A 22646-nucleotide genomic window follows, 5' to 3' on the forward strand; every position below is an offset into this window, starting at 1 on the left:
GTGTAGGATGGCAGAAAATATTTATATAGTCACCGTTAACAAATAATTCTAATTTCTTTGTATGAAAATGCCAAAGAATGTAATATAGAAAAGAAAATAGCTTTAATGTAAATTACTTTTTTCAAAAAAATAAGCCCCTAACGACCTTGTATAAGATGTTTAGTTATCATACTAAACATTATAGAAGGGGACGTTACGGACTATAATGATTCAACTATATATTAGGATAATAGTTTTTATGATTGATCAACAAATTAAAGGACTTATCTATAAATCTAGTTATTTGATTATAAGAAAATGAAGTTCCATATTAGATTCATGAATTTGTGGAATCAAACGCTAGTTAGAACTCATCTTATATTGAAATCAGTTATTATTACAAGCTATTACGGTGTAGTAAGCGTAATGCAAACTGTAGCTCAAATATTGTATCAGCTTTCTCAAATATCGCTTCATCCTGAAAAATTTTTTTTAATTGTTGTACGCGATAACGCACTGTATTTGGATGTAAGAACAAATCATCTGCTGTCTCTTTATAGTTCATATTGTTATTCATAAATGATTCCAAGGTTGATAATAAATCATGTTGACGTACAGGCTCAAGCGACAAAATCGGATTGAGTGTATGTTCATAAAATTGCTTGATGTAGTAATCATTGGTTACATTTGTAAACACTTTTGTAAAACCAATGTTATCAAATTGAGTCAAAGTTTTGCCTTGGCGCTTACCTTCTTCTACTGCTTGAACAGCTTCATGATACGCATAAATGACATTTGTCGTTGATTTTGAACTCAAACCAAATGTCACTGACACCGTTGGGAAATAGTAAGAAATGTTCTCTTCTACTTTTCTTGCGACGGCTAGCCGAGTTTGTGGAGTAACTTGTGAGAGATATATAATGAGCATATCCTTGAGCCAAAGGGCCGTACTTTCTTTTGGCAACTCAGTTACAATATATTTCAAAATCCGAGATTTTAGATTATTACTAAATTCTGTTTCATACTGCTTTGGCGTCGTGAATTGATTATCCACCATACTCATTAATAAGACGGCAGCTTGTTCATCAAATGTCACCCGGAGGTGTGCAAACGCTTTACTCGCTTCTTTTTTATTCTGATCGAATAAGAGTGCACGATTGGCACGGTCCATAAGCTTGAAATTGATTTTTTTTGTTTTTTCTTTCTCAAGTTTCAATGCATTGACTGTGTCATTTAGCACTTTACCAATCAATACTTGATTTGGCATACCAACTACACATAGTATAGATTTTAAATAATAATTGTGATTTATCGGAGCTAAAATTACATCTAAGCGATGTTCTGAGGTACTTATCTTGATATGTAATGTATTATCATTCATGAATAACTTAATTAAGTTTTGCTGATTGATAAATTGTCGAAACTCTCTTGAATGTAACGTTTTTAAGACTTGTGAATCTTTCACGTCATGTGAGCTAGCATGCGGTGTCATATCAACATCAAATAATATAATTTCGCTGCTTATTGTATTTGAAACACGCTCAATCATCTGCTCCAAATTCACGTGTTGAGACAAAAATTGGAACAATACTTGATTGATTTCACTCGACACACCAATATCTTCCTCTTTAGACATCAATTCTAACTTAAATACAGTCTCAATCATATCTGAATATGTCACATGGGCGTGCAATAATACGATAGGAAATTTGCTCTCTTCCGCATAAATAAGTGTCTCCCCAAAAATTGGAACTTCTTGCGAAGCGTTATTGCCAGGGTGAAAAGCTAAGCAAGATGCACCACCTTTGACTAACTGATTCACTAATGACAACTGTTGTTCTATTGTACAAAAGTTCTCCAACGTCGTTAAAGCGAGTTCCCCCCCTAAAATCCACGTTTTAAAATCTTTTACCTCAATGACCGAAGCTCGTTGAATTACGATATGATCAATTTCACGCGGAATGAATGACTTTGTGAATAAACTATCCAATTGAAGAAATTTTTGTAACGGGACACCTCGTCTTAAAATACGTTGTTGTGAAGTCCCTAATATACTCTCATCTACTACTTGGTATTCGATATTCATAGCAATCTCCCTCCGTTTCTAGTTGCTCTGTATAATTTCATCTTAAATATTCATTTGATGGACTTTTTACTTTAGCAATCATAGAATCAATGACAAAACTACTCCAGGCATTTTGTTATACAATATTAAGTTGCTTTATTCTCATAACTTTCCCTCGAAATAATAATATATAGCTTCCAAATCACCTTATTATTGTAATGAAAATGTAGTATGTTATTTATGTCTTATGTTATATCGTTTCTTTTATAAATATTTATCAACGGTTGTATTGGAAACCGCTAAATAATGGTCAGTCAATGTCGTGATGGATTGGTGGCCGGTTTGCTGTGCGATGGTATGAACATCCGCGCCAGCTTCATGCATGGCGCTCACCTGTGTTTTACGGAGCTTATACGGCACAAATCCTAACAAACGTTGAATGAGCTTGTAATAGCCCCCCTCGGTGATTTGAGCGCTCTCATAATGCCCCCAACGACTTACACGGCCAACAAAATAATCATCTGGCTGTAACTTGTACGTTTCTATGTAATCGCGCACGGCTTTCACGGTTTCTTGTGTCAATCGCTTCTGATGCCATTCTTTTTGTTTTTTTAAATACACCGCAACGGATCGGCCAGCCAAATTAAAATCACGTATCTGCATCCGAACCATTTCAGTTGGTCGATTTGCTGTAATTAAATTGACCAGACAAATGGCTTTTTCTCGTGGCTCCATGGCATGCACCATCTCCATGACTTCATGTTTGATTGCTGGTGGTTGTCCTTCTCTTCGGGTTTGTTCTTTGTAGGCTTCCAGTTGGAACACAGCACGTAACTGCGACAACGTTTCTTGCTGTTTTGGTGTTATGTCCAGCTCCAGGGCAACTTCTAAATATTTTTTAACAGCTGCATACCGGCGCTCAAACGTCGATTTTTTGACCTTTTGCGTCTGGATTGAGTAGGCCAGGTAGTTTAATAGCGCTTCTACGTCTTCGTTTTGCTGCGTTTCCGTACAATAAACGCCAAATAGCCGGATATCACCCGCATAGCGCTCCGGAATCGTCTGCACTTGTTCCAATAAATCAGCTCGTTGCTGCGTGTGCTGCAACTTTTTCAACTGCAATAATTCACCCATTTTCAAAGCCCCTCACTCTCTTTTTCTACTGATTAATTTCATTGTACAGCTTTCATCAAGTACTGACAACAAGCCATTGTCGATACTTAATAAGCGTTGTACAAAAGGCTCTTTTTATAAAAGATTCTTGAAAGTACAAATAATGATCGTAAATTGATACATTGGGAATAATTTGATGGTAAAATAGAGTTAAGCAGATTGTGAAGGGTTTCCTCTTTTTCGTAGCAATTAGTTATCGAGGGGGAATTAATCTGTGAGAAAAAATAACAATAACAACTACCAACCAAAAACACCAAAAATCCAAACCTATATGGCTATCGTTGCTACTCTTCCTATGCTGGGAGACGGGATTTGGAGGGTCGGCGGGTTTTTCTTGTGCGCTTATTTAATTTTAAGTGGACAAGTTGTAACTGCGCTCGCATTTTTACCAATATTTTTAAAGCACTACTTTAACTAAAAAAACTAAAAATATTATGTGGTTATAGTTCGGGTTAATGCGCGCTGTCGTTTAGGCTGGTCCCCGAGCGACAGAGGGACAACAAAGCTATACGAAAAAGGGATATGATACCCTGGCATTTGTCCGGATCAATCACATAATGAAAAAGGGTTATCGCCTGGTCCGCGATAACCCTTTTTGCTTCGCCGTTATTTAAAGAGTTTTAAGCAACTCTGCTCCAAATCCGGCGACAGGCATTTACCACACCTCCAAAAAAGATAATTGAACATTGATTGAACATTACTCTTTGTGAGATTGGTATTTTTGATATTGAGATGGTCAATTTCTCTAAATTCGCACTATCTCGGTTTGGAATACTCTGTTAAATAACAATAACTTTATATATCTACCAACCATAATTATATCACCCGGATAACAGATTTATAAGTCCGAATACCACTTTTAAAAAAATCAACTGAAAAACACTGCCCAAAATGTGGTTTTTCTGGTTCTCTGATGGCGATTATTGCTCGCAGTGGCGCTTTTCTTCTAGATAAATGTCCTATTTAACTAAATAAAAGTGACGAAAATAGGGAGGTGCCGTCATTGCAGCAAAAGCGTACTGGAAAACGAATGACACGAAAAGAGTTTCGAGAGGAAAAAGCGAGAAAGAGTCAGAGAGGGCTGATCATCCTTAAGACTGCGTACTATTCAATTAGAACGCTTATCGCTTTAGTATTTGAGTTACTCAGGTGGTTTTATGACCAATAAAATGAAGTGTCGCGCCATCCCTTTGGGGTGGCTTTTTTATTTTTAGACATAAAAATAGACGGCTGATGATCAGTCAAGCCGTCCCCGTCTTACAGCGTAAAACGTACTGGATTTTAAATAAGTGTTTCCACCTTCAATTTAAAGCATGAATCGGTTGGTTGTCAAGACCAACTTTCTTAACGGGCAAGCATCTTATCTTATGTTCTCAACCGACAAATCATCACGATAAATTGAGGGTACTCTTAGACTTCCCTAAAATATCAAGGATATAACATCGTTATTCTGCTTTTTCTACAGCAATCCAGGAAGGTTGAATTTTTTGGTGGGGCTGGTGGAATTGTAGAGACTTCCCCTTGCCGGGAAACCAACAATGATCCAATTAGGGGTCTCACCAACATTTAGCGGAAAACATACGCTAAGCAAAATTCGACAAGCAAATTCATAGAATTTTATACGCCAAGGCATTAAGGATGTTCAAAAACCTATTGTTATAGTCTTTATTGGACATTGATTATTTAATGGGTTATTGAACAATTCCAGAAGAGGAAAATCATATAAACCATTTAATCATGGGGTGTTCAGCAACTCAGGGTTATCTGAACAAATTCCTTAGCGTATGTTTTTCGCTTTTCGTTGGTAGGACTCCAGTTTGGTATAACCTAGCCATACAGCCATTATAATCATTTATTACTTTAAAAACCGGAAATTTTTCAGGGGCTTGTTTCAGGTCTTTCATAACATCTTTTTGCCAGTTATAATTGTTAGAAATAAGAGAATCTCTTACAAAATATAAAGTTATATCTTTTTTATTTTCGTTTGTAAAAGAACTACTTATAGATCCAATCGGGAAACCATAATGCTGGGTGAAATTTCTTAAATGATATAAAAATCGATATGAAAAGTTCTCAGTAAATTCTTTTTTAGTGGCTGTTTTCCATTCTTTAAATTCATTGGAATCCTCACCACAAGCTACTTTAATGTTCTTCTCGGACAATTCAATAAATAATTTCGCACTTGATAAATAATTAATTGTGAGTCTATTAGCAGTCCTCCCTACTCTTCTAATACTTTCGGCGTTATGCTTTGTTTGTTTTTCTTCCTTATCAAGATATTGTGTTAAATCTAAATAGTTATCTGTTACCATTTGAAAAAGAGTTTTATACTTATCGTAATTCGATAAAGATAAAGAACATCTATCAATTATTGCTAATTCTGAAGAAGATAAAACGCCTTCAACGTTAAATATCTTTTCTCCATTAGCTAATTTGTAAACGGCTAATGATTTAATCATTAATTTTGCTCCTTCTTCTTATCCTACAATATGGCCCGTTTCTGCAATACAGGGCGCTGATCTTTATTCAAGAAGGCACTCGTTAGTTGTAGTAATGAATTTATAGTCTGGTATTCCCAAATGATATTTAATTTCTGTTTGTATGGTATATTAGTTGAACAATACCGGAAGAAAAAGTCCTTGTATCCATCAATTTTAAATTCAATCTTTGCTTTATATCAACAAATAACGGCCTACCTTCTCCCAATACTACGGGGTGAACAGATAATCTAAACTCATCAACAAGCCCTAAATCAATAAATGTCGTGATAAGACCTGCCCCGCCGTATAACCATATGTCTTTACCAGGATTATTCTTTAACTTATTTACTTCCTCTGGAATATTTTCATTTACAAATATTGCTTTACTGTCAGACCCTTTTTCTGTTTTAGAAAACACATATTTTTCCTTGCTGTGAACCAATTCCCACATTTCTTTTTCATCATCAGTAGCCTCAGTTGTTGGAGTATATTGTCCCCATAAATCGTAACTTTTTCTTCCATACAATATTGTATCAATTTGATTTAGGAAATTAGGAAATTCCATTTCAGGATCCATTATGCACCAATCAACTTCACCATTTTTCCCTTCAATAAATCCGTCTAACGTAACAGCTAAATCTAAAATTACTTTTCTTGTTACTACTTCATTGGACATCATTTTTCCTCCTTTAGTTGGTCAATAATCTGGCCCGATTGCAGAATGGGCGCGAATCCATCTTCAAGAATTGCACCCTATTGCTGACTTAATCTTGAACGTAATCCCTTTTAAATTTTCTATGTAAATATATATAAAACAAAGAAACCGCTATACCTATTATCCCTAATACATTTACTGCCGTTGTAGAATAGCTGCTAACCATAACTATCGCAATAAATAATATCACTAAGAGTACTTGGGTAGCTTTATATATTCTTTTCATTACTTTTCCCCCTCGTAGTGTATGTAGTAATTTGGCCCGATTGCAGTACAGACGCAATCGCTTGTATAACAATCGCGCCCGATTCTTGAACTTACGGCTTTATAGTTTTTCTTAATTCTTGCGTTACCTCTTTGGATGTAAAATATACTTTATCTTCGTAACCGATGTAGAAAAATGCACTTTTCTCTTCCTCTTCACCTAAATAAAACTGTAATAAATAATTATCATCTTTATCATCAGTAATAATTAAATCATAATTAACACCTTCTAGCTTTACCTTCTCCCTTTTGGCATTAGTAAAAGCCTTTTTGAAAGCATCTAATTCCTCCGAATTCTCGAAAGTCATTGCGGATTCATCACTTATCTTTCCGTACACTTTTGCCTTAGAAATAGAGATCGCCTTTATATCACTAACATCATCCATCATTATTTCATTTTCTGATTGACACCCAGCTAATAACATAGCTAAGAAGAGCAATGTTGAAATCACAAAAATAGATCTTCTTCTCAATTTATCCACCTCTTATATTTTCACGCCTTGTGCCGTAAAATGGCCCTATTCTGGCACAAGATTATTCAATTGTCGCGCCCGTTAACGGAAAAGGTTGTTTATATTTTCAACTGACTTATCTTTTAAAGAATATATAATGTGTGTATTTTCGACATCCATTATTGTTCCATGATCTTGACTTAACCAAAGAAAGAATGATTTCTAACCCAATTCCACTTTATACTGCGGATCTGCCATATCCACTACACCTGGTTGCTTTTTAGCACTACTAAAAGTCTTTTTAAATTGCTTAATCGCTTTTTTATCTGTAAAGGTAACCAAGGAATCCCCTCTAACTTCAGAAAAGCTTTCCATCTCATAGACATTAACTTTCTTGACCTCTTTAATTCCTTTGCTACAACCACTTAGAGATGCTAAAAAAGCAAATAGAAGAATGGATATAAATAAATATTTTTTCATGAAACCTCCCCCTTATTGAAGTTTGTCGGGATTTCATATAAAAAGTTTCATATGCATTTAACAATATGGCCCTGTTACTGAATAGGCGCTAATCCTTATTAAAGAATTGCACCCATTAGCTGAAGAAAAACTAAGTTGTTATTGTTTTTTCACTGAAGTTATCTTAGTTAGAAAAAAAGAAATTGCTAAAGAAATGAATCCAAATATAAAGACGTTTAGCCAAGATATTTCTAGATTGAAAGGAGATATTTCATCCATATTAAAAGTGTATAAGGACCACCATTCATCCCCTGTCGATAGAAATGAAGCAGCAAACAACCAAACACCAAATAACAAAACAGCATTTACAAGCCAAAGAACTATTTTCATGTTTCACTCTCCAATTTAGCCGCTTTATATTTAATTCATTTTGGCATTGTTGTTAAACGAAATGGTCCTATTGCAGAACGGACGCAGATTGGTTTTATCGCAATCGCGCCCGTTTATTGAAGTTGCCTCTAATCATTATATAAATTTTTGAAGGAGCCTTATTGGATAGGCATGAATGCTACTTGCCAAATTCCATCATCATTTTTTATCATCTGGAACCCGCTTATTCCTTCACCCGAATCATACTCAATGTAACCTTCATAATCACTTATTTGAATAAATTCACCCTTACCAATATTGTTGAAAAGTTTCCTGTTCTGTTCAATTGTGCCTCTGTCTGATTCGGGAATTGATTGGTCTTCCTCTTTAGACCATTGAACTGCCTCTTCCCTATCGGTATACAATGCATATTGAACTTCATATTTTTTATCTAAAATAGCTTGAACATACATTTTTGCAACACTTTTTGGCTTTAATCCTTTCAAATGCTCCAAATTTAAATCCTTTGTAAAGCTGGCATAGCGCTCTTCCTCGTCAGGTGACAATTCAACAACAGGTAATTCATCATGAACAACAACGTTTTCTTTTTTGGTAGTTAGTTTTTCACCGACTTGTTCTTCACTATTATCAGCTGTACATGCTGCCAAGAGTAATGCTCCACTTGAGAGCAATGCAATAAGTCTCTTATTGAACATACTTTAATCCCTCACTCTACAATTTTCGCGCCTGATTGAGGAAAACAGATTCCTTACTAACTTTTTACATTCGAAATAGTAATCAATTGACCTTTTATCCTTATCATTTAATTTGTCCGGCAACTCATCAGGAAGGAAATATTGCATTTTTTCAGACTCACTATAGTCAATTCTCATATCGCCACTTACGTTTTTGGTATAATAAACAGCGGTTGCCGAATATAAGGGAAAACACTAAGGTTACTTCTTCCTACCGATGTAAAGTAGGTGAGATGAAATTCCCAGAATGTATGGGTCTGTTGCTTTTTCTTTTATTAAATTAATGATTTTCGTTACTTCCTCTTCACCTTTGTCTCTCCAATAATTCCAACTATCATTGTTTAAAATAGCACCTGCATTAGAACCTATTAAGTCTAGTGTTTCAAATCCTTGTGATTCCATAAAAGGATTAATGTCTTCAATATTAAAATAATAAGCACCTGTAAAACGTCCCTCATCTGCGTGATTAAAGCACCCTGTATTGGAAAACTGACTTATGGTCTCCAAGTTATCGTTTGGTCTCCAATTCTCGGGATATAAAAGAGATGTCAATACGTGTCTAATTCTTGGCATAAATGCAACAAAAACCAGTCCACCCTTTTTTGTCACTCTATTCAATTCTTCAACTGCTTTAATACGGTCATTTTCCTCCTGTAAATGGTACATAGGACCAAGCATTAATGAAGAGTCAAATTGTTCATCTTTAATCATATTAAGTTCTCTGGCATCAGCTGTATAAAACCCCTCAAACTGTCCTTCTAAATCAAGTTCTTTTGCTTTATTTTTAGCAACTTCAACTAATCTTGGCGTTAAATCGGTCAATGTTACCTTATAACCATCTTTAGCAAGTTCCATTGAATACTTTCCTGGTCCAGCCCCATTATCAAGGATATACCCATTTATGGGCATATATTTCTTTATATAATGCCAATTTACTTGGAATTCAATAGGTTCACGTTCAAGTCTTCCCCACTCATCAAATTGATTGTAATAGTTAATTATCTCACTCATAATTTCCACCCACTTTCTTCTTTTTACCTAATTAACTCTATAAAAAGTATTTAAGTCCTTCTTCAACTAAATGCCTCGTTAGTTTAAGTACATTTCTTCACAAACTAATACCGATTATTACTATCAATTATCCACTTTTCCAGACTCCTTGTTCCATTAAATGGCCCGACTAAAGCGCAGTGCTTATTCAATAACTTCACCGGATCATTCAAGTATGCTATTTACCTTTTTTCAAAACTCTTAACGAACCTTATAAACCAATATAATGCAATCCAAGGAAAAACAAACTTTGTAACCCACTCTATAAATGCAGGAACAACGTACGCTGCATTTATCCCAATCATACCGAGAAAAAACCAAAGTATGAATACAAGTACAATGCCAATAATTATATTTGTTACTACCTTTTCACTTAGAACCTCCTGTCGCGTTTATTATAAAATTAGCTCATTTGTTTTTTTAAAAGTGCATTTTCATTCTCAATAATTGCGCCCGATAGTTATATAAAGACTTACACAATGATTGCATACTATATAACTGACGTGACAATAAGTCATTATTTCTTACCTTTTAGTTCTAAAAGTATAGGCGCTATATTTAGTAAGATAGAAACTATTGTCAAAAACCATAATGCCCTTTCCATACCAGGCACTACATCTAATAGAGATGTCCAATCTTCCACCTTTACCCAATCGGACACCATACTGTATTCTGCAACAAGTGTCAGCGTTGTAAATGATAATCCCATTGCCATTGCCAATATATAATCTTTTCCTCTACTATACATATAAAGATTTGTAAATGTTGCTGCTATAGCGATTAGTCCGAATACCAACCACATCATTACACCTCCATTCACACTGAAAATTCATACTAATTAAGACGGAACAAGATAGTAAATAGTTTCATAATTGCTACAAAATGGTCCATTCATGAAAAAGGCACGTTCTTAAATAAACGTGCGATTGATGAAGATTATTATTGAAATAAAGCCACTACTAATTTAATCCTTAATCAGTTCAACGACATTTATAGTATTTGTGAATTCCAAAGTGTTTTCGGTAATTGTATGCCCCTCTGAAAGTGCGATACTGTATTCACCGTTTGAGAATGGTAAATAATTTGAGTCTTTCTTGTCATTTTCAAAATAAATCGTGTATTTATTTTTATTCTTTGTATTTAATTCCCAACTAGCACCTATTCCTACTCCAACATTGTCTGATATTCTTCTAGCGTAATAATTTCCATCCTTGTCCTCGATTAGTTCGCCGACAAAGAATACATCCTCTCTTGACTGTATTGCTAAAAGACTTTCACCTTTTGTCGTTAAAATTAAATCAATATTCCCTTTAACTTCTTCCTTCTCAATAAAACTATCCAAAGCCTCTTTTTTCGATGGGAAATGTTCAACTTTTTTTCCGGAACAAGCTGTTATTAAAAAAACTGCCAAGACCATCGAAACCAATGCAAATCTCTTGATGATATTCACCACTTCCACTAATAAATTGGATAAAAATCAAACGATTTTCCACCCGCCTTTTACCACAAAATATTATATCCTTCTTCAACTCATTGGCCCTATTACTGAATAGGCGTTAATCCTAATTATAGAATTGCACCCGATTGTTGAATAGTTAGACTCGGGATATTCCAGGGTATTCTAAAAAGGCTCCGTTTGTTGAATGCCACTACTTAACCCTTACTAATTAGTATCCCGTTAGTCCAACTTGATATGTTCATCAAAATTCTTACTGCAATTCACTGTTCAACTCCATAGTATTCCTGCAAGATTTCACCAATAATCTTTTCCGCATTTTCTCCCAACCCATGATTTTCCGTCATAAATTCATCGCTGCACTTATCCTTTGTAAGCCTGAATCCGGTATAACGAAAATCAATATCTACGTCACCCGCAGATGTTGAAAATCCCCCAGTGCCAAATGGACTGATACATTTATGGCTAATAGGCGTCCGATTCCCTTTCTCATCCACATAAAAGTATTGATCCGTTACAGTCCCATAGTCCATATCGAGTTCCGATGTTACGAAATATCCTTTTTCATTTATCACATGCACTTCATAACCATCTTCCGTTTCAACCATTGGTGCGCCTTTTACATTGTAGAAAGCATAAACATCCCCTTCAAATCCTTCAGAGATCAAGTAAATATCATTGGTTTCAGTAGTTTTGTTCATAAAAAAGATGGCTATCGACGTTATAAAAGCCGCCATTACTATACTTAAAAACACATTAATTATATGAGAGAAACGTGTTATCTTTCCAAATAATAAATAGAAAATATAGGCTGTTATACTCAGCATAAGCAAAATTGGCGTAATGTAAATCATTAAAAAGAAGAAGCTTTCCCAGACTGAAAAATAGTAAACATTAGGTTCTCTTTTTGAGACTGGGATATAAGTAATTAATGAAACAATTAGTGATATAATTGATGATAAAATTGCTGTTGAAAAAATAATTTTTAAAAACCTCATGATTGAATTGGTCCCCTATCCATTGAATTCATATAAAAATTAATTCTTTTCCACTTATCTCAATAGATGCAACTGTATGCGCTGAAGTTACCACCAATTTTTCAATTTCTTTTTCGGCTGTATTGCCCGTTTACGGAATTCTGAATATATACTTATCCTGCCGCTGTCCACTAGCGTTGCATAGAATCCGGAAAATGTAATTTAATATATTTAATTACATTTGAAATCTAAAAAAAGGGAACGAATCCTCAAATTGAACTGAACCCTTATTTACGGACAGTTTAATAAAAAGGACTTTTTACAGTCTAGGCTGCAATTAGGTGACTTCGGTATTGTGCCGGAGTCATCTTTTTTAACGTCCATTGTTTGCGCGTCGTATTATAATGCTCCAAGTATTCGTCTATCATTTCCCTTAATTCACGTAAATTACATGCTTCCTCATAATCTACTTCATCTTTAAAATGCCCAAAGAAAGACTCCATTGGTGCGTTATCTAAACAGTTTCCTCGACGTGACATCGACTGAAGTAAGCCTATTTTCTTAACGCGTCCTTGATACTCTGGATGTGTATAATGGACACCTTGATCTGAATGGATCATTGCTTCTGGGTGAATATTTCCGTCTAATGTCTCTTCTAATTTATCTAATGTGCGATAAACCAATCCCATTTTCAAGCTAGTCGAAAGTTCATAAGCGACGATTTCCCTGGTTGCTACATCTTTGATACAAGATAAATAAGCTGTTTGACCATTACGGTACTGTAAATAAGTAATATCAGTTAAATATACTTTTCCGGGCTCATCTTGATTGAATGCTCGATTCAAATGGTTAGGAACCGTACGATGTGCCTGTGTTGCTTTCGCAATATATTTATATGGGTTTGCTCGACGCACTTTCGCAAAGAAATTATACTTTCTCATTAAGCGGAGAATCTTTTTGTGATTCATCGGTGTCACCACTAGTTCTTCCAATGCCATGTAAAGTCCTCGATACCCAATTTTCCCTTTGAATGCATCATAAATGCATCTTAGTAATAAATAATCTTGATAATCTTGCTCTTCACGAATCGCATGTTTCTCCGAATTTTGAAGCCAGGCATAGTATCCACTTCTACTTACACCTGTTAAAGCACAAAGGTAACGCGTCATATTCTTTAGTTGATATTTCCGAATGACCTCGTTAATCAATGCGTATTTTTCGCGGGGTGCTAAAATTACTTCTTCACCTGCCTTTCGAGTTCCTCTAGCTTTTTTAGTAATTCTAATTCAGCTTCTAAATACTTTATACGGGCTTCAGCTTTTTCTAATTTCTTCTCAGATGATATATCTTTTGTGGAAGGGCGACCTGTGCCGCCTTTCCCCCGACGCTCTTCTAAAAAACCTTGTTCCCCCAATGTTTTATAAGTGTTTTTCCAACGACTTATTGCCGATTGGGCTTTTTTAGCTCCAATCACATCCAAGTTAAATCCATTCTCCATGAAAATCTGAGTCGGTCCCTTACCGTTCATATTTTTTTTGACGGCACGTATTTTAAATTCCGCATTATATTGAATGGCACGATCTGATACAGAGGCGACATTTGGATTTGATTCTAGTTGCTTTCTTTGAATTTCGTTGAAAATTATTTTACTCATTCGAAAATCTCCCGTTCTAAGTATTTTTTTTAGTATAACGGGTTTTTAAAACAGAAAAAACCCCGAATAGGTCACTTTTTTTAAAGTGTCCACTATTCGGGGTTCAGTTCAAATGACCAATCAATTCCCTTTTTTCATATTATTATTTTTGTACCAACTTTATTTTTTCTTTTCGCTTCTTTTCTTCTTTATTAGTGAAATGCTTCCTCGTGATTGACTGCGTCAAACATTTTTTCGTAAGTCAATGAACGAATGATGAGGAACTGAGGTTTTAATCGTACAGACTCCTCACTTTTGAATTGTCTTCTATCAAAGATTGTAGTTTTCGGTATTGACGGCAATTAGTAAAATCGCTTCGTCTTCACCAATATTTTTTACAAAGTGGGGTACACTTGCATTCCAACTGAAAGAATCCCCTTCTTTTGCAACGACTCTATCTTCTCCTTGCTCAGCGAGGACTGTTCCTTTTATGACAAGATGACTTTCTTCCCCTTCATGGGCGTGTTCTTCACCAGTTGATGCACCAGGTGGTAATACAACATGCATCATCCGTAAGCCACTTTGCGATGTGAGATGTTCAATTTTAATATCATTAAAAGTTGTATATACTCTATCAGCTTTCCTCACAACCTTCATGTGCTGCTTTTTTTCCAATAGCAAATAAGGAAGCGGTACATCTAGGAAATTTGCAATTGTATTCAATGTATTGAGGGATGGGGAAGTATTATCATTTTCAATATTGCTAATGAATCCTTTTGATAGTCCCACTTTCTCACTCATTTGTGCAATTGTTATTTTTTTACGTTTACGTATGTCCCGTATTTTAGAACCAATCTTCATGTGTATCCCTCCAAAAATATCCTTGTAAATATTTTAGCATAAATATGTTGACATTATCTGCGAAACGGCGTTAACCTATAGACAACAAATATTCACTAGCGAGTATTTAAGTAGAAAGGAGGACAATGACGCCGATTATACACATAACAATGCTAGAAGGTCGGAAAGATGAAACGATCGAATCTTGTATGCGCGATGTTGCACAGGCGTACAAAAATCAATGGATATTCCATTGGAAAGTATACGTGTAATCGTGAATGAGGTTCCCAAAAATCGTTTTTCTGTTGGTGATCAGTTGAAAAGTGAAACATGATAAAAGGATTAGAATGGCTTTATCTTTTTTTTTAGTTTAAATGTTCACCTATAAGAATATTATGTTCACGACGGGATTAATTAGAATGTTCGGATCCTATCCAGAGGGACATAAAGTCTCGCAGCAAAATCATAATGATTATGTGACTTGGTTCTTAAATTTAGTAAATAATAATGAAAATTCAGGAGGAAATAAAGATGAATAAAATAGGAGTAAGTACATTTATATTAAGGTTTGTGTTAGGAATTAGTTTTTTTGTGCACGGTTTGCTGAAATTTCAAGCCGGAATCGGTAATATTGCAGGATGGTTTGAAAGTATCGGAATTCCAGGATTTGCTGCATATCTAGTGGGGACAATTGAATTGGTTGGTGGGATTGCACTAATACTAGGGATTGGAACGAGACTCGTTTCAGTATTGCTCGGATTAATTCTGATTGGTGCAATTGTGAAAGTCAAACTTGCTGTTGGTTTCGTAGGGGCAGAAATGGCTGGATACGAACTTGATCTCGCATTTTTAGCCATCGCATTATTTTTGGCAGTAAACGGAAGTAAACAATGGGCTATGGACACATTTGTTTTTAATAGGAGCGCAAACGAGTAAATTTTCTTAATCCAAATTCAAAAAGTGGATGAAAAGTACACGTAAAAGATAACTATTTAGTGATTAAATAAAGGAAAAAGAAAAGGGGAAAGTTAAAGATGGAAAGATTTCATAGCAAACCTAATACATTTGTTGGTCAGGTTAATATAAATGTAACTAATTTGGAGTCAGCACTTACTTTTTACCAAGAAATCATTGGTTTTCAAGTGTTGGAACAGACAGCGCGAAAAGCGGTCTTAACAACGGACGGCCAAACAGGATTATTAATACTAGAACAACCAGTTAATGTTATTCCAAAAGAAGGAAGAAGCTCGGGCTTGTATCATTTTGCACTCTTGTTGCCGACTCGCGCAGATTTGTCAATCTTTTTACGACATTTACTTAAAACTGGCTACAAATTTGGCGCCTCAGATCATAAAGTAAGTGAGGCAATCTACATTACAGATCCAGATGGGAATGGGATTGAAATATACAGAGATCGTCCATCTTCTGAATGGACATGGTCTAATGGAAAAGTCACGATGATGACGGATCCTTTAGATGGAGATAGTCTTCTTGAAGAAAGTACTGCAGATTGGAACGGATTGCCTGCGGATACAATCATGGGACATATTCACCTCCACGTGTCCGACCTGCAAAAAGCGGAAGAATTTTACAAGAATGCTTTAGGATTTTCAATTGTTAGTCATTATCCCCAAGCTAGCTTTACTTCTACTGGGGGTTATCATCATCATATCGCTCTAAATACATGGCAAGGAGTAGGTGTTCCGGCACCAAAGCAAAACAGCGTCGGTTTAAATTGGTATACACTCGTCTTTCCGAGCGAAGAAGTAAGAGGCCAAGTGATCGAACAGCTGCAGAAAATAGGTGCTCCAGTATTGGCTGAAAATGATGTGTTTATGACAGAAGATCCATCAGGAAATAAAATTCGATTATGTTTGAATAATGCTTAATGTCAGGTACTCACTAGCCTTTCATGGAATCCGGTATATACAACATTTTACATCCTTTTCCATTCACATTAGATTTGAAATATAAAAAAAGGGAACGGGTCCTCTTAGTGAACTGAACCCCGAATAGTGGACACTTTAAAAAAAGTGACCTATTCGGGGTTTTTTCTGTTTTAAAAACCCGTTATACTAAAAAAAATACTTAGAACGGGAGATTTTCGAATGAGTAAAATAATTTTCAACGAAATTCAAAGAAAGCAACTAGAATCAAATCCAAATGTCGCCTCTGTATCAGATCGTGCCATTCAATATAATGCGGAATTTAAAATACGTGCCGTCAAAGAAAATATGAACGGTAAGGGACCGACTCAGATTTTCATGGAGAATGGATTTAACTTGGATGTGATTGGAGCTAAAAAAGCCCAATCGGCAATAAGTCGTTGGAAAAACACTTATAAAACATTGGGGGAACAAGGTTTTTTAGAAGAGCGTCGGGGGAAAGGCGGCACAGGTCGCCCTTCCACAAAAGTTATATCATCTGAGAAGAAATTAGAAAAAGCTGAAGCCCGTATAAAGTATTTAGAAGCTGAATTAGAATTACTAAAAAAGCTAGAGGAACTCGAAAGGCAGGTGAAGAAGTAATTTTAGCACCCCGCGAAAAATACGCATTGATTAACGAGGTCATTCGGAAATATCAACTAAAGAATATGACGCGTTACCTTTGTGCTTTAACATGTGTAAGTAGAAGTGGATACTATGCCTGGCTTCAAAATTCGGAGAAACATGCGATTCGTGAAGAGCAAGATTATCAAGATTATTTATTACTAAGATGCATTTATGATGCATTCAAAGGGAAAATTGGGTATCGAGGACTTTACATGGCATTGGAAGAACTAGTGGTGACACCGATGAATCACAAAAAGATTCTCCGCTTAATGAGAAAGTATAATTTCTTTGCGAAAGTGCGTCGAGCAAACCCATATAAATATATTGCGAAAGCAACACAGGCACATCGTACGGTTCCTAACCATTTGAATCGAGCATTCAATCAAGATGAGCCCGGAAAAGTATATTTAACTGATATTACTTATTTACAGTACCGTAATGGTCAAACAGCTTATTTATCTTGTATCAAAGATGTAGCAACCAGGGAAATCGTCGCTTATGAACTTTCGACTAGCTTGAAAATGGGATTGGTTTATCGCACATTAGATAAATTAGAAGAGACATTAGACGGAAATATTCACCCAGAAGCAATGATCCATTCAGATCAAGGTGTCCATTATACACATCCAGAGTATCAAGGACGCGTTAAGAAAATAGGCTTACTTCAGTCGATGTCACGTCGAGGAAACTGTTTAGATAACGCACCAATGGAGTCTTTCTTTGGGCATTTTAAAGATGAAGTAGATTATGAGGAAGCATGTAATTTACGTGAATTAAGGGAAATGATAGACGAATACTTGGAGCATTATAATACGACGCGCAAACAATGGACGTTAAAAAAGATGACTCCGGCACAATACCGAAGTCACCTAATTGCAGCCTAGACTGTAAAAAGTCCTTTTTATTAAACTGTCCGTAAATAAGGGTTCAGTTCATAGACCAATCAGTTCCCTTTTTTTTACATATTTTATTGTTGTTCCATCTTCATCTTTTCTTTTTCTTTTCGCTTCTTTTCTTTTTCTTTGTCTGTGAAATGCTTCCTCGTGATTGGGCTAACAAGGGCCGACTAGTTAGAGCCTATCTTTTTAACCTCCAAATGCTTGCGGGAAATACTAATTTGAGACAAAAAAGTCCAATTCATAAACGAATCGGACTTTTTTTCGTGTTTAATTTAATTTTCCAATAGTAGTTTCACAGGAGATACTTGCTCTAACTTCTCTAACATCTTCTCTTCTGTTTCGTTTACTAATAAATGAATTTCCCCAGCATCCTCTGATGTTCGAATCAGGCGGCCGATTCCTTGACGGTATCTTAACAGCATAAATGGCAGGTCAACTTCTTGGAATGCATCCTTTGCATGACTGCGTTTCGCTTCAAACAGTGGATCAGCAGGTGGGTATGGTAAGTCATAAATAATGACACGTGTTAGTGCATCTTTCGGAATATCCAACCCTTCCCATAAATTAAATGAGCATAACACTTTCAATTGTTTATTTTGAAAATCCCGCACGATAGATGACAACTCTCGCTCACCTTCAAAGCCGATACTTCCATTTATATCAGCGGATAATTCCTTTTTAAACTGAAGCATCGCTGTTTCAGATTTGAATAAAATGAGCGTCTGGCCTTCTTCACGCAATAGCGCTTCAACTTTTTCAACCTTTTGTTCTTGAGACGTTTTATGCGCATAGATTTTCATAACATTTTCATAATCGAAAGGAGATTCAACTGAGAATGATAAATATTTATCGATGCCCAATCCTTCTGCAATATAAGAAAAGTCTTTTTGCAATGACAATGTAGCAGATGAGAAGACAATTGGCATATTCGAAGAGAATAAGCTTTCTTTTAAAATATCCGTTACAAGTCTTGGCATAATGACAAGCGACATTTCTTCTTCCGTATCTTGGAGCCAATCAACTGCATCTTGCCCTGAAATGAATAACTCCATAGAGTAGATGTATTGTTCCAAGTATTCTTCAACCATTTTCAATTCGTATTCTGGAATAATATATAGCTCGCCTTCAAAGACAAACTCTTCAAGAAGCGCCGTAGAAATATTCACAGCCTGCCTTCCTACTTCAAACAGTTCTGGCACCTTATGAATCGCTTTTCGTTCATTCATCGTCTCTTCAGCATGTTCGTGTAACAATGCGAAAAACGAGGCATGGACGTCAATCAGTTGCTCCATGAGTTGCAGTGATTGTTCACGTACCCCATCCACCATCACACGTTCTAGTAAATTGAGCAACGTATGATCTTGAACTTCATAGGTTAACGCGCGCTGTGCAGCGTATTCCAATAGATGACCTTCGTCAAAAATGACCATCGAGGCTTCCGGCAGTAACGGTAATTGTCCTTGTCGCTCTCTCGATTCTTTCGTCCAAATATGTTCCATATAAAAGTCATGTGAACAAATAATGATTTCAGGAGCCGCTCTATAATGATTGCGGTGCAATGTTTGACCACAACGGTTTCTCAAATCGCATGCTTCACATTGTTGAATCGGATGATAATTAATCGTCTTCCACTGTGCATCGCTTAATTCCGGATAATCAGAACGCTCACCGTACGGATAAACAGATTGCAAGGAACCAGTTCCATATACGAAGTCTGGCAAACTATCTTCTACATCTTCTATATACGTTTCCACCATCGTATTGGAAGCATCATCCAAACGTTTTAAACATAAATACTGGTCTCTCGCCTTGGCAAGACGAACGTCAATATTTAAGTTAAGCGCTTCGCTCATTTTATAAATGTCGCCGTCTTGTTTAACGAGCTGTTCGATAAGTGTTTCATCAGCACAGGAAATAAGCGCCGGTTTACCGGTATAGCGTGCATATGCAATTGCAGGTAATAAATAAGCTATCGTCTTCCCGGTACCAACTCCAGCTTCCGCAAATAATACTTTTTTCTCTTTTAACGCTTGCTCAATTTGAAATGCCATGAAAATTTGTTCATCACGACACTCATACCCTTTTTCGGTTAAATCGTCATATAACGTATCGCCAATCCAGTCATTTAAAGAATCATAAAACGATTTCTCTCTCGATAAAGGGAACGGTAACTTTCTTTTCATACAGCGAACTCCTTCCAAACTATCCATACAAAAGGAAGAGAGATGCCGCTCTCTTCCCTTTTGCCAACCTATTTTTCAATACACTTTCTACTATATGCTAAACACGCTTTCCCCAAAACTGATAATAATCTGTTCGGATAAAGCCGTTAAACAGTTTTCTCTTTCTTGTCGCTTTCTTACCGTAAAGCTCTTCGAAATTTTCCAAAGGAGAAATCATATAAACAGACCAAGAAGGATGCTCTTCCATGACCTTTCCAAGCGCTCTTGTAATGTCCTCAGCCTCTGCAATCTCTCCGAGTCTTTCACCATAAGGAGGGTTCCCAACCATGACACCATTTACACCTTCGATTGAAAGATCCTTCAAATCTTGTTGTTTCCATTGAATCAAATCTGCGAATCCTGCTTCAATCGCATTTTCTTCCGCTACTTTGACCATACGGCCATCCACATCTGACCCAGTGATCATAAGTGGCTGGTCATATTTTGCTAAGTCTTCCGCTTCTTCACGCACGCGGTCCCATACAGTTTGTCCCATCCATGGCCATTCTTCACTTAGAAAATCTCGATTCGTTCCAGGCGCGATGTTTTGACCAATCATCGCTGCTTCGATTGGAATCGTTCCTGAACCACATAGCGGGTCCATAAATGGACGGTCTGGATTCCAGCGCGTTAATGTGACGAGTGCAGCTGCAAGCGTTTCTTTAATCGGCGCATCCCCTTGCCCAACTCGGTAGCCGCGTCTATGCAACCCAGTTCCACTCGTGTCAATCGTTAATGTCACTTTATCTTTTAAAATTGATACTTCCAGTTTAAATAACGGGCCTGATTCAGATAAAAAACCGCTTCTTTTATAAGCACGATTTAACCGTTCAACAATTGCTTTTTTTACAATTGCTTGACAGTCTGGCACACTGTATAAAGTAGATTTTACGGATTTTCCCGCTACCGGAAAAGCAGCATCTACCGGTAAATATTTTTCCCAAGCAAGTGCCTTCGTTTGTTCAAATAAATCATCAAACGTTTTCGCGTGAAATTCACCGACAATTATTCTGACTCGGTCAGCGACGCGTAGCCACATATTTGCTCTTGCAATTGCAGTCTCGTCTCCTTGAAAATAAACCTTTCCATTTTCCGTCCTGGTCTCATATCCAAGTGCTTTCACTTCATCAGCGACTAGCCCTTCTACACCCATAGCAGATGTGGCGACTAAATTAAATTTACTCATATATTACAACTCCCGTTCTATTCTATATGCAATGTTCATTTGATTATTTTATGTATAAAGTAACACTTACTTATCATGGACCTAAACCAATAAAGTATCCAAAATCATTCACTGTTAGTATGTTTCATTGCCAAAAGAAAAGCTCTCCATTAACAGGAGAGCTTCAACTTTAATTGAATATACCATAGGAAATTCGATAAGCCATGTTTTGTTCCCGTGTACTCAAACGGCGTTTGCCTCGTACTAGGGTGGTAATCATCTATCTACAGGAATGTTTTCCTGTCCCTTCGTCCGTTCAGTTCCTTTCGAAGAGTGCCCCTACCATTGTTTGGGTTTCTCACTTATGGGGTTTACCGCGTTCCATCTGATTCGTTTCCGAAGCAGCTACGTTTCTGTGGCACTGTTCAGGGAACCTAGCCCATATTAAGCAAGCTTAACTTAGGACGTATTCCCGCCGTCATCGCATATTTGCGATGCCCCAGCTTATTTTTTTGCTGAGCACAAACACTACGGTCATCTCAGAGCCGTGTGAGCATGGACTTTCCTCTACAAAGACGAGCTTTGCAGCGATTACCTAAATTTGCACTACGGTTTTTTTATTATACAATACTGGTCACTTTTTTTCAATCATCTTGAGGAAAAAGGATTATTCACTCAATTTATCGCCAAAAACATGTTTTTCCAAATTGGAAATGCGTTTTAAAATGTCGAAATTTGTTGACCCTGTATTCATAGTTTCAGGACGCCTTTTAGCTGTTTCAAGTTGGCTTTTCATTTGTTCAATTTCAGTTTCTAATGTCTCAATTTTTTTAGTAAAAGTTTGGTAATCTTGAATAACGTCGTCAAGAAAAAGATCAACTTCTTCTTGGTTATAGCCACGTAAACCCGATTTAAACTCTTTTTCGAGTATCGTTTTCGTGTCCAGTTTTATTTCCATAAAAATCGCCCTTCCATCGTTGGTAAACTTATGCGATATTATAGCATAATCTAACCTATTTTGTCCTTTTTAAACAGCGGAGTCAATTTCATAATTACCTAAAACCGCTAAGCTGATACAATATATAGTTGAGAACGGTTCAAATCAACTATATATTGTATCTGCGCAGCGAAAAGATTGGAT

23 protein-coding genes and 1 other RNA gene are annotated in these 22646 nt (G+C 36.3%); 5 read left to right on the forward strand and 19 right to left on the reverse strand.

What is annotated here, in order from left to right:
- Positions 1-376 precede the first annotated feature (376 nt).
- Together BI350_RS11025 and BI350_RS11030 are read right to left on the reverse strand one after the other, a co-directional pair.
- Positions 377-2065 carry a PucR family transcriptional regulator gene (locus BI350_RS11025; RefSeq protein WP_075528163.1) on the reverse strand — a complete coding sequence of 563 codons (1689 nt, stop codon included), beginning with the start codon at positions 2063-2065 and terminating at the stop codon, positions 377-379.
- Positions 2066-2308: 243 nt separating this feature from the next.
- On the reverse strand, positions 2309-3178 hold the full coding sequence (locus BI350_RS11030; protein ID WP_075528164.1) for a tyrosine-type recombinase/integrase: 870 nt from the start codon (positions 3176-3178) through the stop codon (positions 2309-2311).
- A gap of 253 nt (positions 3179-3431) precedes the next feature.
- Here BI350_RS11030 and BI350_RS11035 point away from each other — a divergent pair, with 253 nt between their 5' ends.
- Positions 3432-3635, forward strand: a complete 204-nt coding sequence (locus BI350_RS11035) for a hypothetical protein (RefSeq protein WP_075528165.1) — start codon at positions 3432-3434, stop codon at positions 3633-3635.
- A 585-nt stretch (positions 3636-4220) separates the two neighbouring features.
- Complete coding sequence (locus tag BI350_RS16955) at positions 4221-4385, forward strand: hypothetical protein (protein WP_155767521.1); 165 nt, start codon at positions 4221-4223, stop codon at positions 4383-4385.
- Between the two features lie 592 nt (positions 4386-4977).
- Here BI350_RS16955 and BI350_RS11040 read toward each other — a convergent pair.
- The 13 genes from BI350_RS11040 to BI350_RS11100 form a co-directional block, all read right to left on the reverse strand.
- The gene (locus BI350_RS11040; protein ID WP_075528166.1) at positions 4978-5676 is read right to left on the reverse strand and encodes a hypothetical protein; all 699 of its coding nucleotides are present in this window, start codon (positions 5674-5676) and stop codon (positions 4978-4980) included.
- Positions 5677-5803: 127 nt separating this feature from the next.
- Positions 5804-6373 (reverse strand): dihydrofolate reductase family protein, encoded by a 570-nt coding sequence (locus BI350_RS11045; protein ID WP_075528167.1) that lies wholly within the window; start codon positions 6371-6373, stop codon positions 5804-5806.
- A gap of 88 nt (positions 6374-6461) precedes the next feature.
- Positions 6462-6638 carry a hypothetical protein gene (locus BI350_RS16960; RefSeq protein WP_155767522.1) on the reverse strand — a complete coding sequence of 59 codons (177 nt, stop codon included), beginning with the start codon at positions 6636-6638 and terminating at the stop codon, positions 6462-6464.
- Positions 6639-6729: 91 nt separating this feature from the next.
- Positions 6730-7149: a hypothetical protein gene (locus BI350_RS11050; protein WP_075528168.1), complete on the reverse strand. Its 420-nt coding sequence runs from the start codon at positions 7147-7149 to the stop codon at positions 6730-6732.
- 201 nt (positions 7150-7350) lie between these two features.
- Positions 7351-7608 carry a YhfM domain-containing protein gene (locus BI350_RS11055; protein WP_075528169.1) on the reverse strand — a complete coding sequence of 86 codons (258 nt, stop codon included), beginning with the start codon at positions 7606-7608 and terminating at the stop codon, positions 7351-7353.
- Between the two features lie 138 nt (positions 7609-7746).
- Positions 7747-7977 (reverse strand): hypothetical protein, encoded by a 231-nt coding sequence (locus BI350_RS11060; protein WP_075528170.1) that lies wholly within the window; start codon positions 7975-7977, stop codon positions 7747-7749.
- A gap of 158 nt (positions 7978-8135) precedes the next feature.
- Entirely contained in the window at positions 8136-8672 is a 537-nt protein-coding gene (locus tag BI350_RS11065; protein WP_155767523.1) for an RNA polymerase subunit sigma, read from the reverse strand.
- A 240-nt stretch (positions 8673-8912) separates the two neighbouring features.
- The gene (locus BI350_RS11070) at positions 8913-9722 is read right to left on the reverse strand and encodes a class I SAM-dependent methyltransferase (protein ID WP_075529347.1); all 810 of its coding nucleotides are present in this window, start codon (positions 9720-9722) and stop codon (positions 8913-8915) included.
- 556 nt (positions 9723-10278) lie between these two features.
- On the reverse strand, positions 10279-10563 hold the full coding sequence (locus BI350_RS11075) for a hypothetical protein (RefSeq protein ID WP_075528171.1): 285 nt from the start codon (positions 10561-10563) through the stop codon (positions 10279-10281).
- A 162-nt stretch (positions 10564-10725) separates the two neighbouring features.
- Positions 10726-11211 carry a hypothetical protein gene (locus BI350_RS11080; protein WP_168157265.1) on the reverse strand — a complete coding sequence of 162 codons (486 nt, stop codon included), beginning with the start codon at positions 11209-11211 and terminating at the stop codon, positions 10726-10728.
- Between the two features lie 269 nt (positions 11212-11480).
- On the reverse strand, positions 11481-12215 hold the full coding sequence (locus BI350_RS11085) for a DUF6843 domain-containing protein (protein WP_075528173.1): 735 nt from the start codon (positions 12213-12215) through the stop codon (positions 11481-11483).
- Positions 12216-12520: 305 nt separating this feature from the next.
- Positions 12521-13848, reverse strand: a protein-coding gene (locus tag BI350_RS16715; RefSeq protein ID WP_155767450.1) for an IS3 family transposase whose coding sequence is annotated in 2 segments (ribosomal slippage) — positions 12521-13470 and positions 13470-13848 — 1329 coding nt in all. Because the reading frame shifts where the segments join, the coding sequence is not laid out codon by codon here.
- Between the two features lie 309 nt (positions 13849-14157).
- Positions 14158-14688, reverse strand: coding sequence for a helix-turn-helix domain-containing protein (locus BI350_RS11100; protein WP_075528174.1), 531 nt, complete (start codon positions 14686-14688; stop codon positions 14158-14160).
- A 510-nt stretch (positions 14689-15198) separates the two neighbouring features.
- Here BI350_RS11100 and BI350_RS11105 point away from each other — a divergent pair.
- The 3 genes from BI350_RS11105 (at position 15199) to BI350_RS16725 (ending at position 18103) form a co-directional block, all read left to right on the forward strand.
- Positions 15199-15603: a DoxX family protein gene (locus BI350_RS11105; RefSeq protein ID WP_075528175.1), complete on the forward strand. Its 405-nt coding sequence runs from the start codon at positions 15199-15201 to the stop codon at positions 15601-15603.
- Positions 15604-15701: 98 nt separating this feature from the next.
- Positions 15702-16556, forward strand: a complete 855-nt coding sequence (locus tag BI350_RS11110) for a VOC family protein (protein ID WP_075528176.1) — start codon at positions 15702-15704, stop codon at positions 16554-16556.
- Positions 16557-16775: 219 nt separating this feature from the next.
- Positions 16776-18103, forward strand: a protein-coding gene (locus tag BI350_RS16725) for an IS3 family transposase (protein WP_155767493.1) whose coding sequence is annotated in 2 segments (ribosomal slippage) — positions 16776-17154 and positions 17154-18103 — 1329 coding nt in all. Because the reading frame shifts where the segments join, the coding sequence is not laid out codon by codon here.
- A 287-nt stretch (positions 18104-18390) separates the two neighbouring features.
- Here the strand turns inward: BI350_RS16725 and BI350_RS11125 are convergent.
- The 4 genes from BI350_RS11125 to gpsB all read right to left on the reverse strand — a co-directional run bounded on the left by BI350_RS11125 (position 18391) and on the right by gpsB (position 22463).
- Positions 18391-20301 (reverse strand): ATP-dependent DNA helicase, encoded by a 1911-nt coding sequence (locus BI350_RS11125; protein WP_075528177.1) that lies wholly within the window; start codon positions 20299-20301, stop codon positions 18391-18393.
- 97 nt (positions 20302-20398) lie between these two features.
- Positions 20399-21526 carry a THUMP domain-containing class I SAM-dependent RNA methyltransferase gene (locus BI350_RS11130; protein ID WP_075528178.1) on the reverse strand — a complete coding sequence of 376 codons (1128 nt, stop codon included), beginning with the start codon at positions 21524-21526 and terminating at the stop codon, positions 20399-20401.
- A 192-nt stretch (positions 21527-21718) separates the two neighbouring features.
- Positions 21719-22108: RNase P RNA component class B (gene rnpB / locus BI350_RS11135), an RNA gene on the reverse strand.
- 64 nt (positions 22109-22172) lie between these two features.
- Positions 22173-22463: a cell division regulator GpsB gene (gene gpsB, locus BI350_RS11140; protein ID WP_075528179.1), complete on the reverse strand. Its 291-nt coding sequence runs from the start codon at positions 22461-22463 to the stop codon at positions 22173-22175.
- Positions 22464-22646: the final 183 nt, after the last annotated feature.

It is taken from the genome of Sporosarcina ureilytica (assembly GCF_001753205.1).
Taxonomy (GTDB): domain Bacteria; phylum Bacillota; class Bacilli; order Bacillales_A; family Planococcaceae; genus Sporosarcina; species Sporosarcina ureilytica.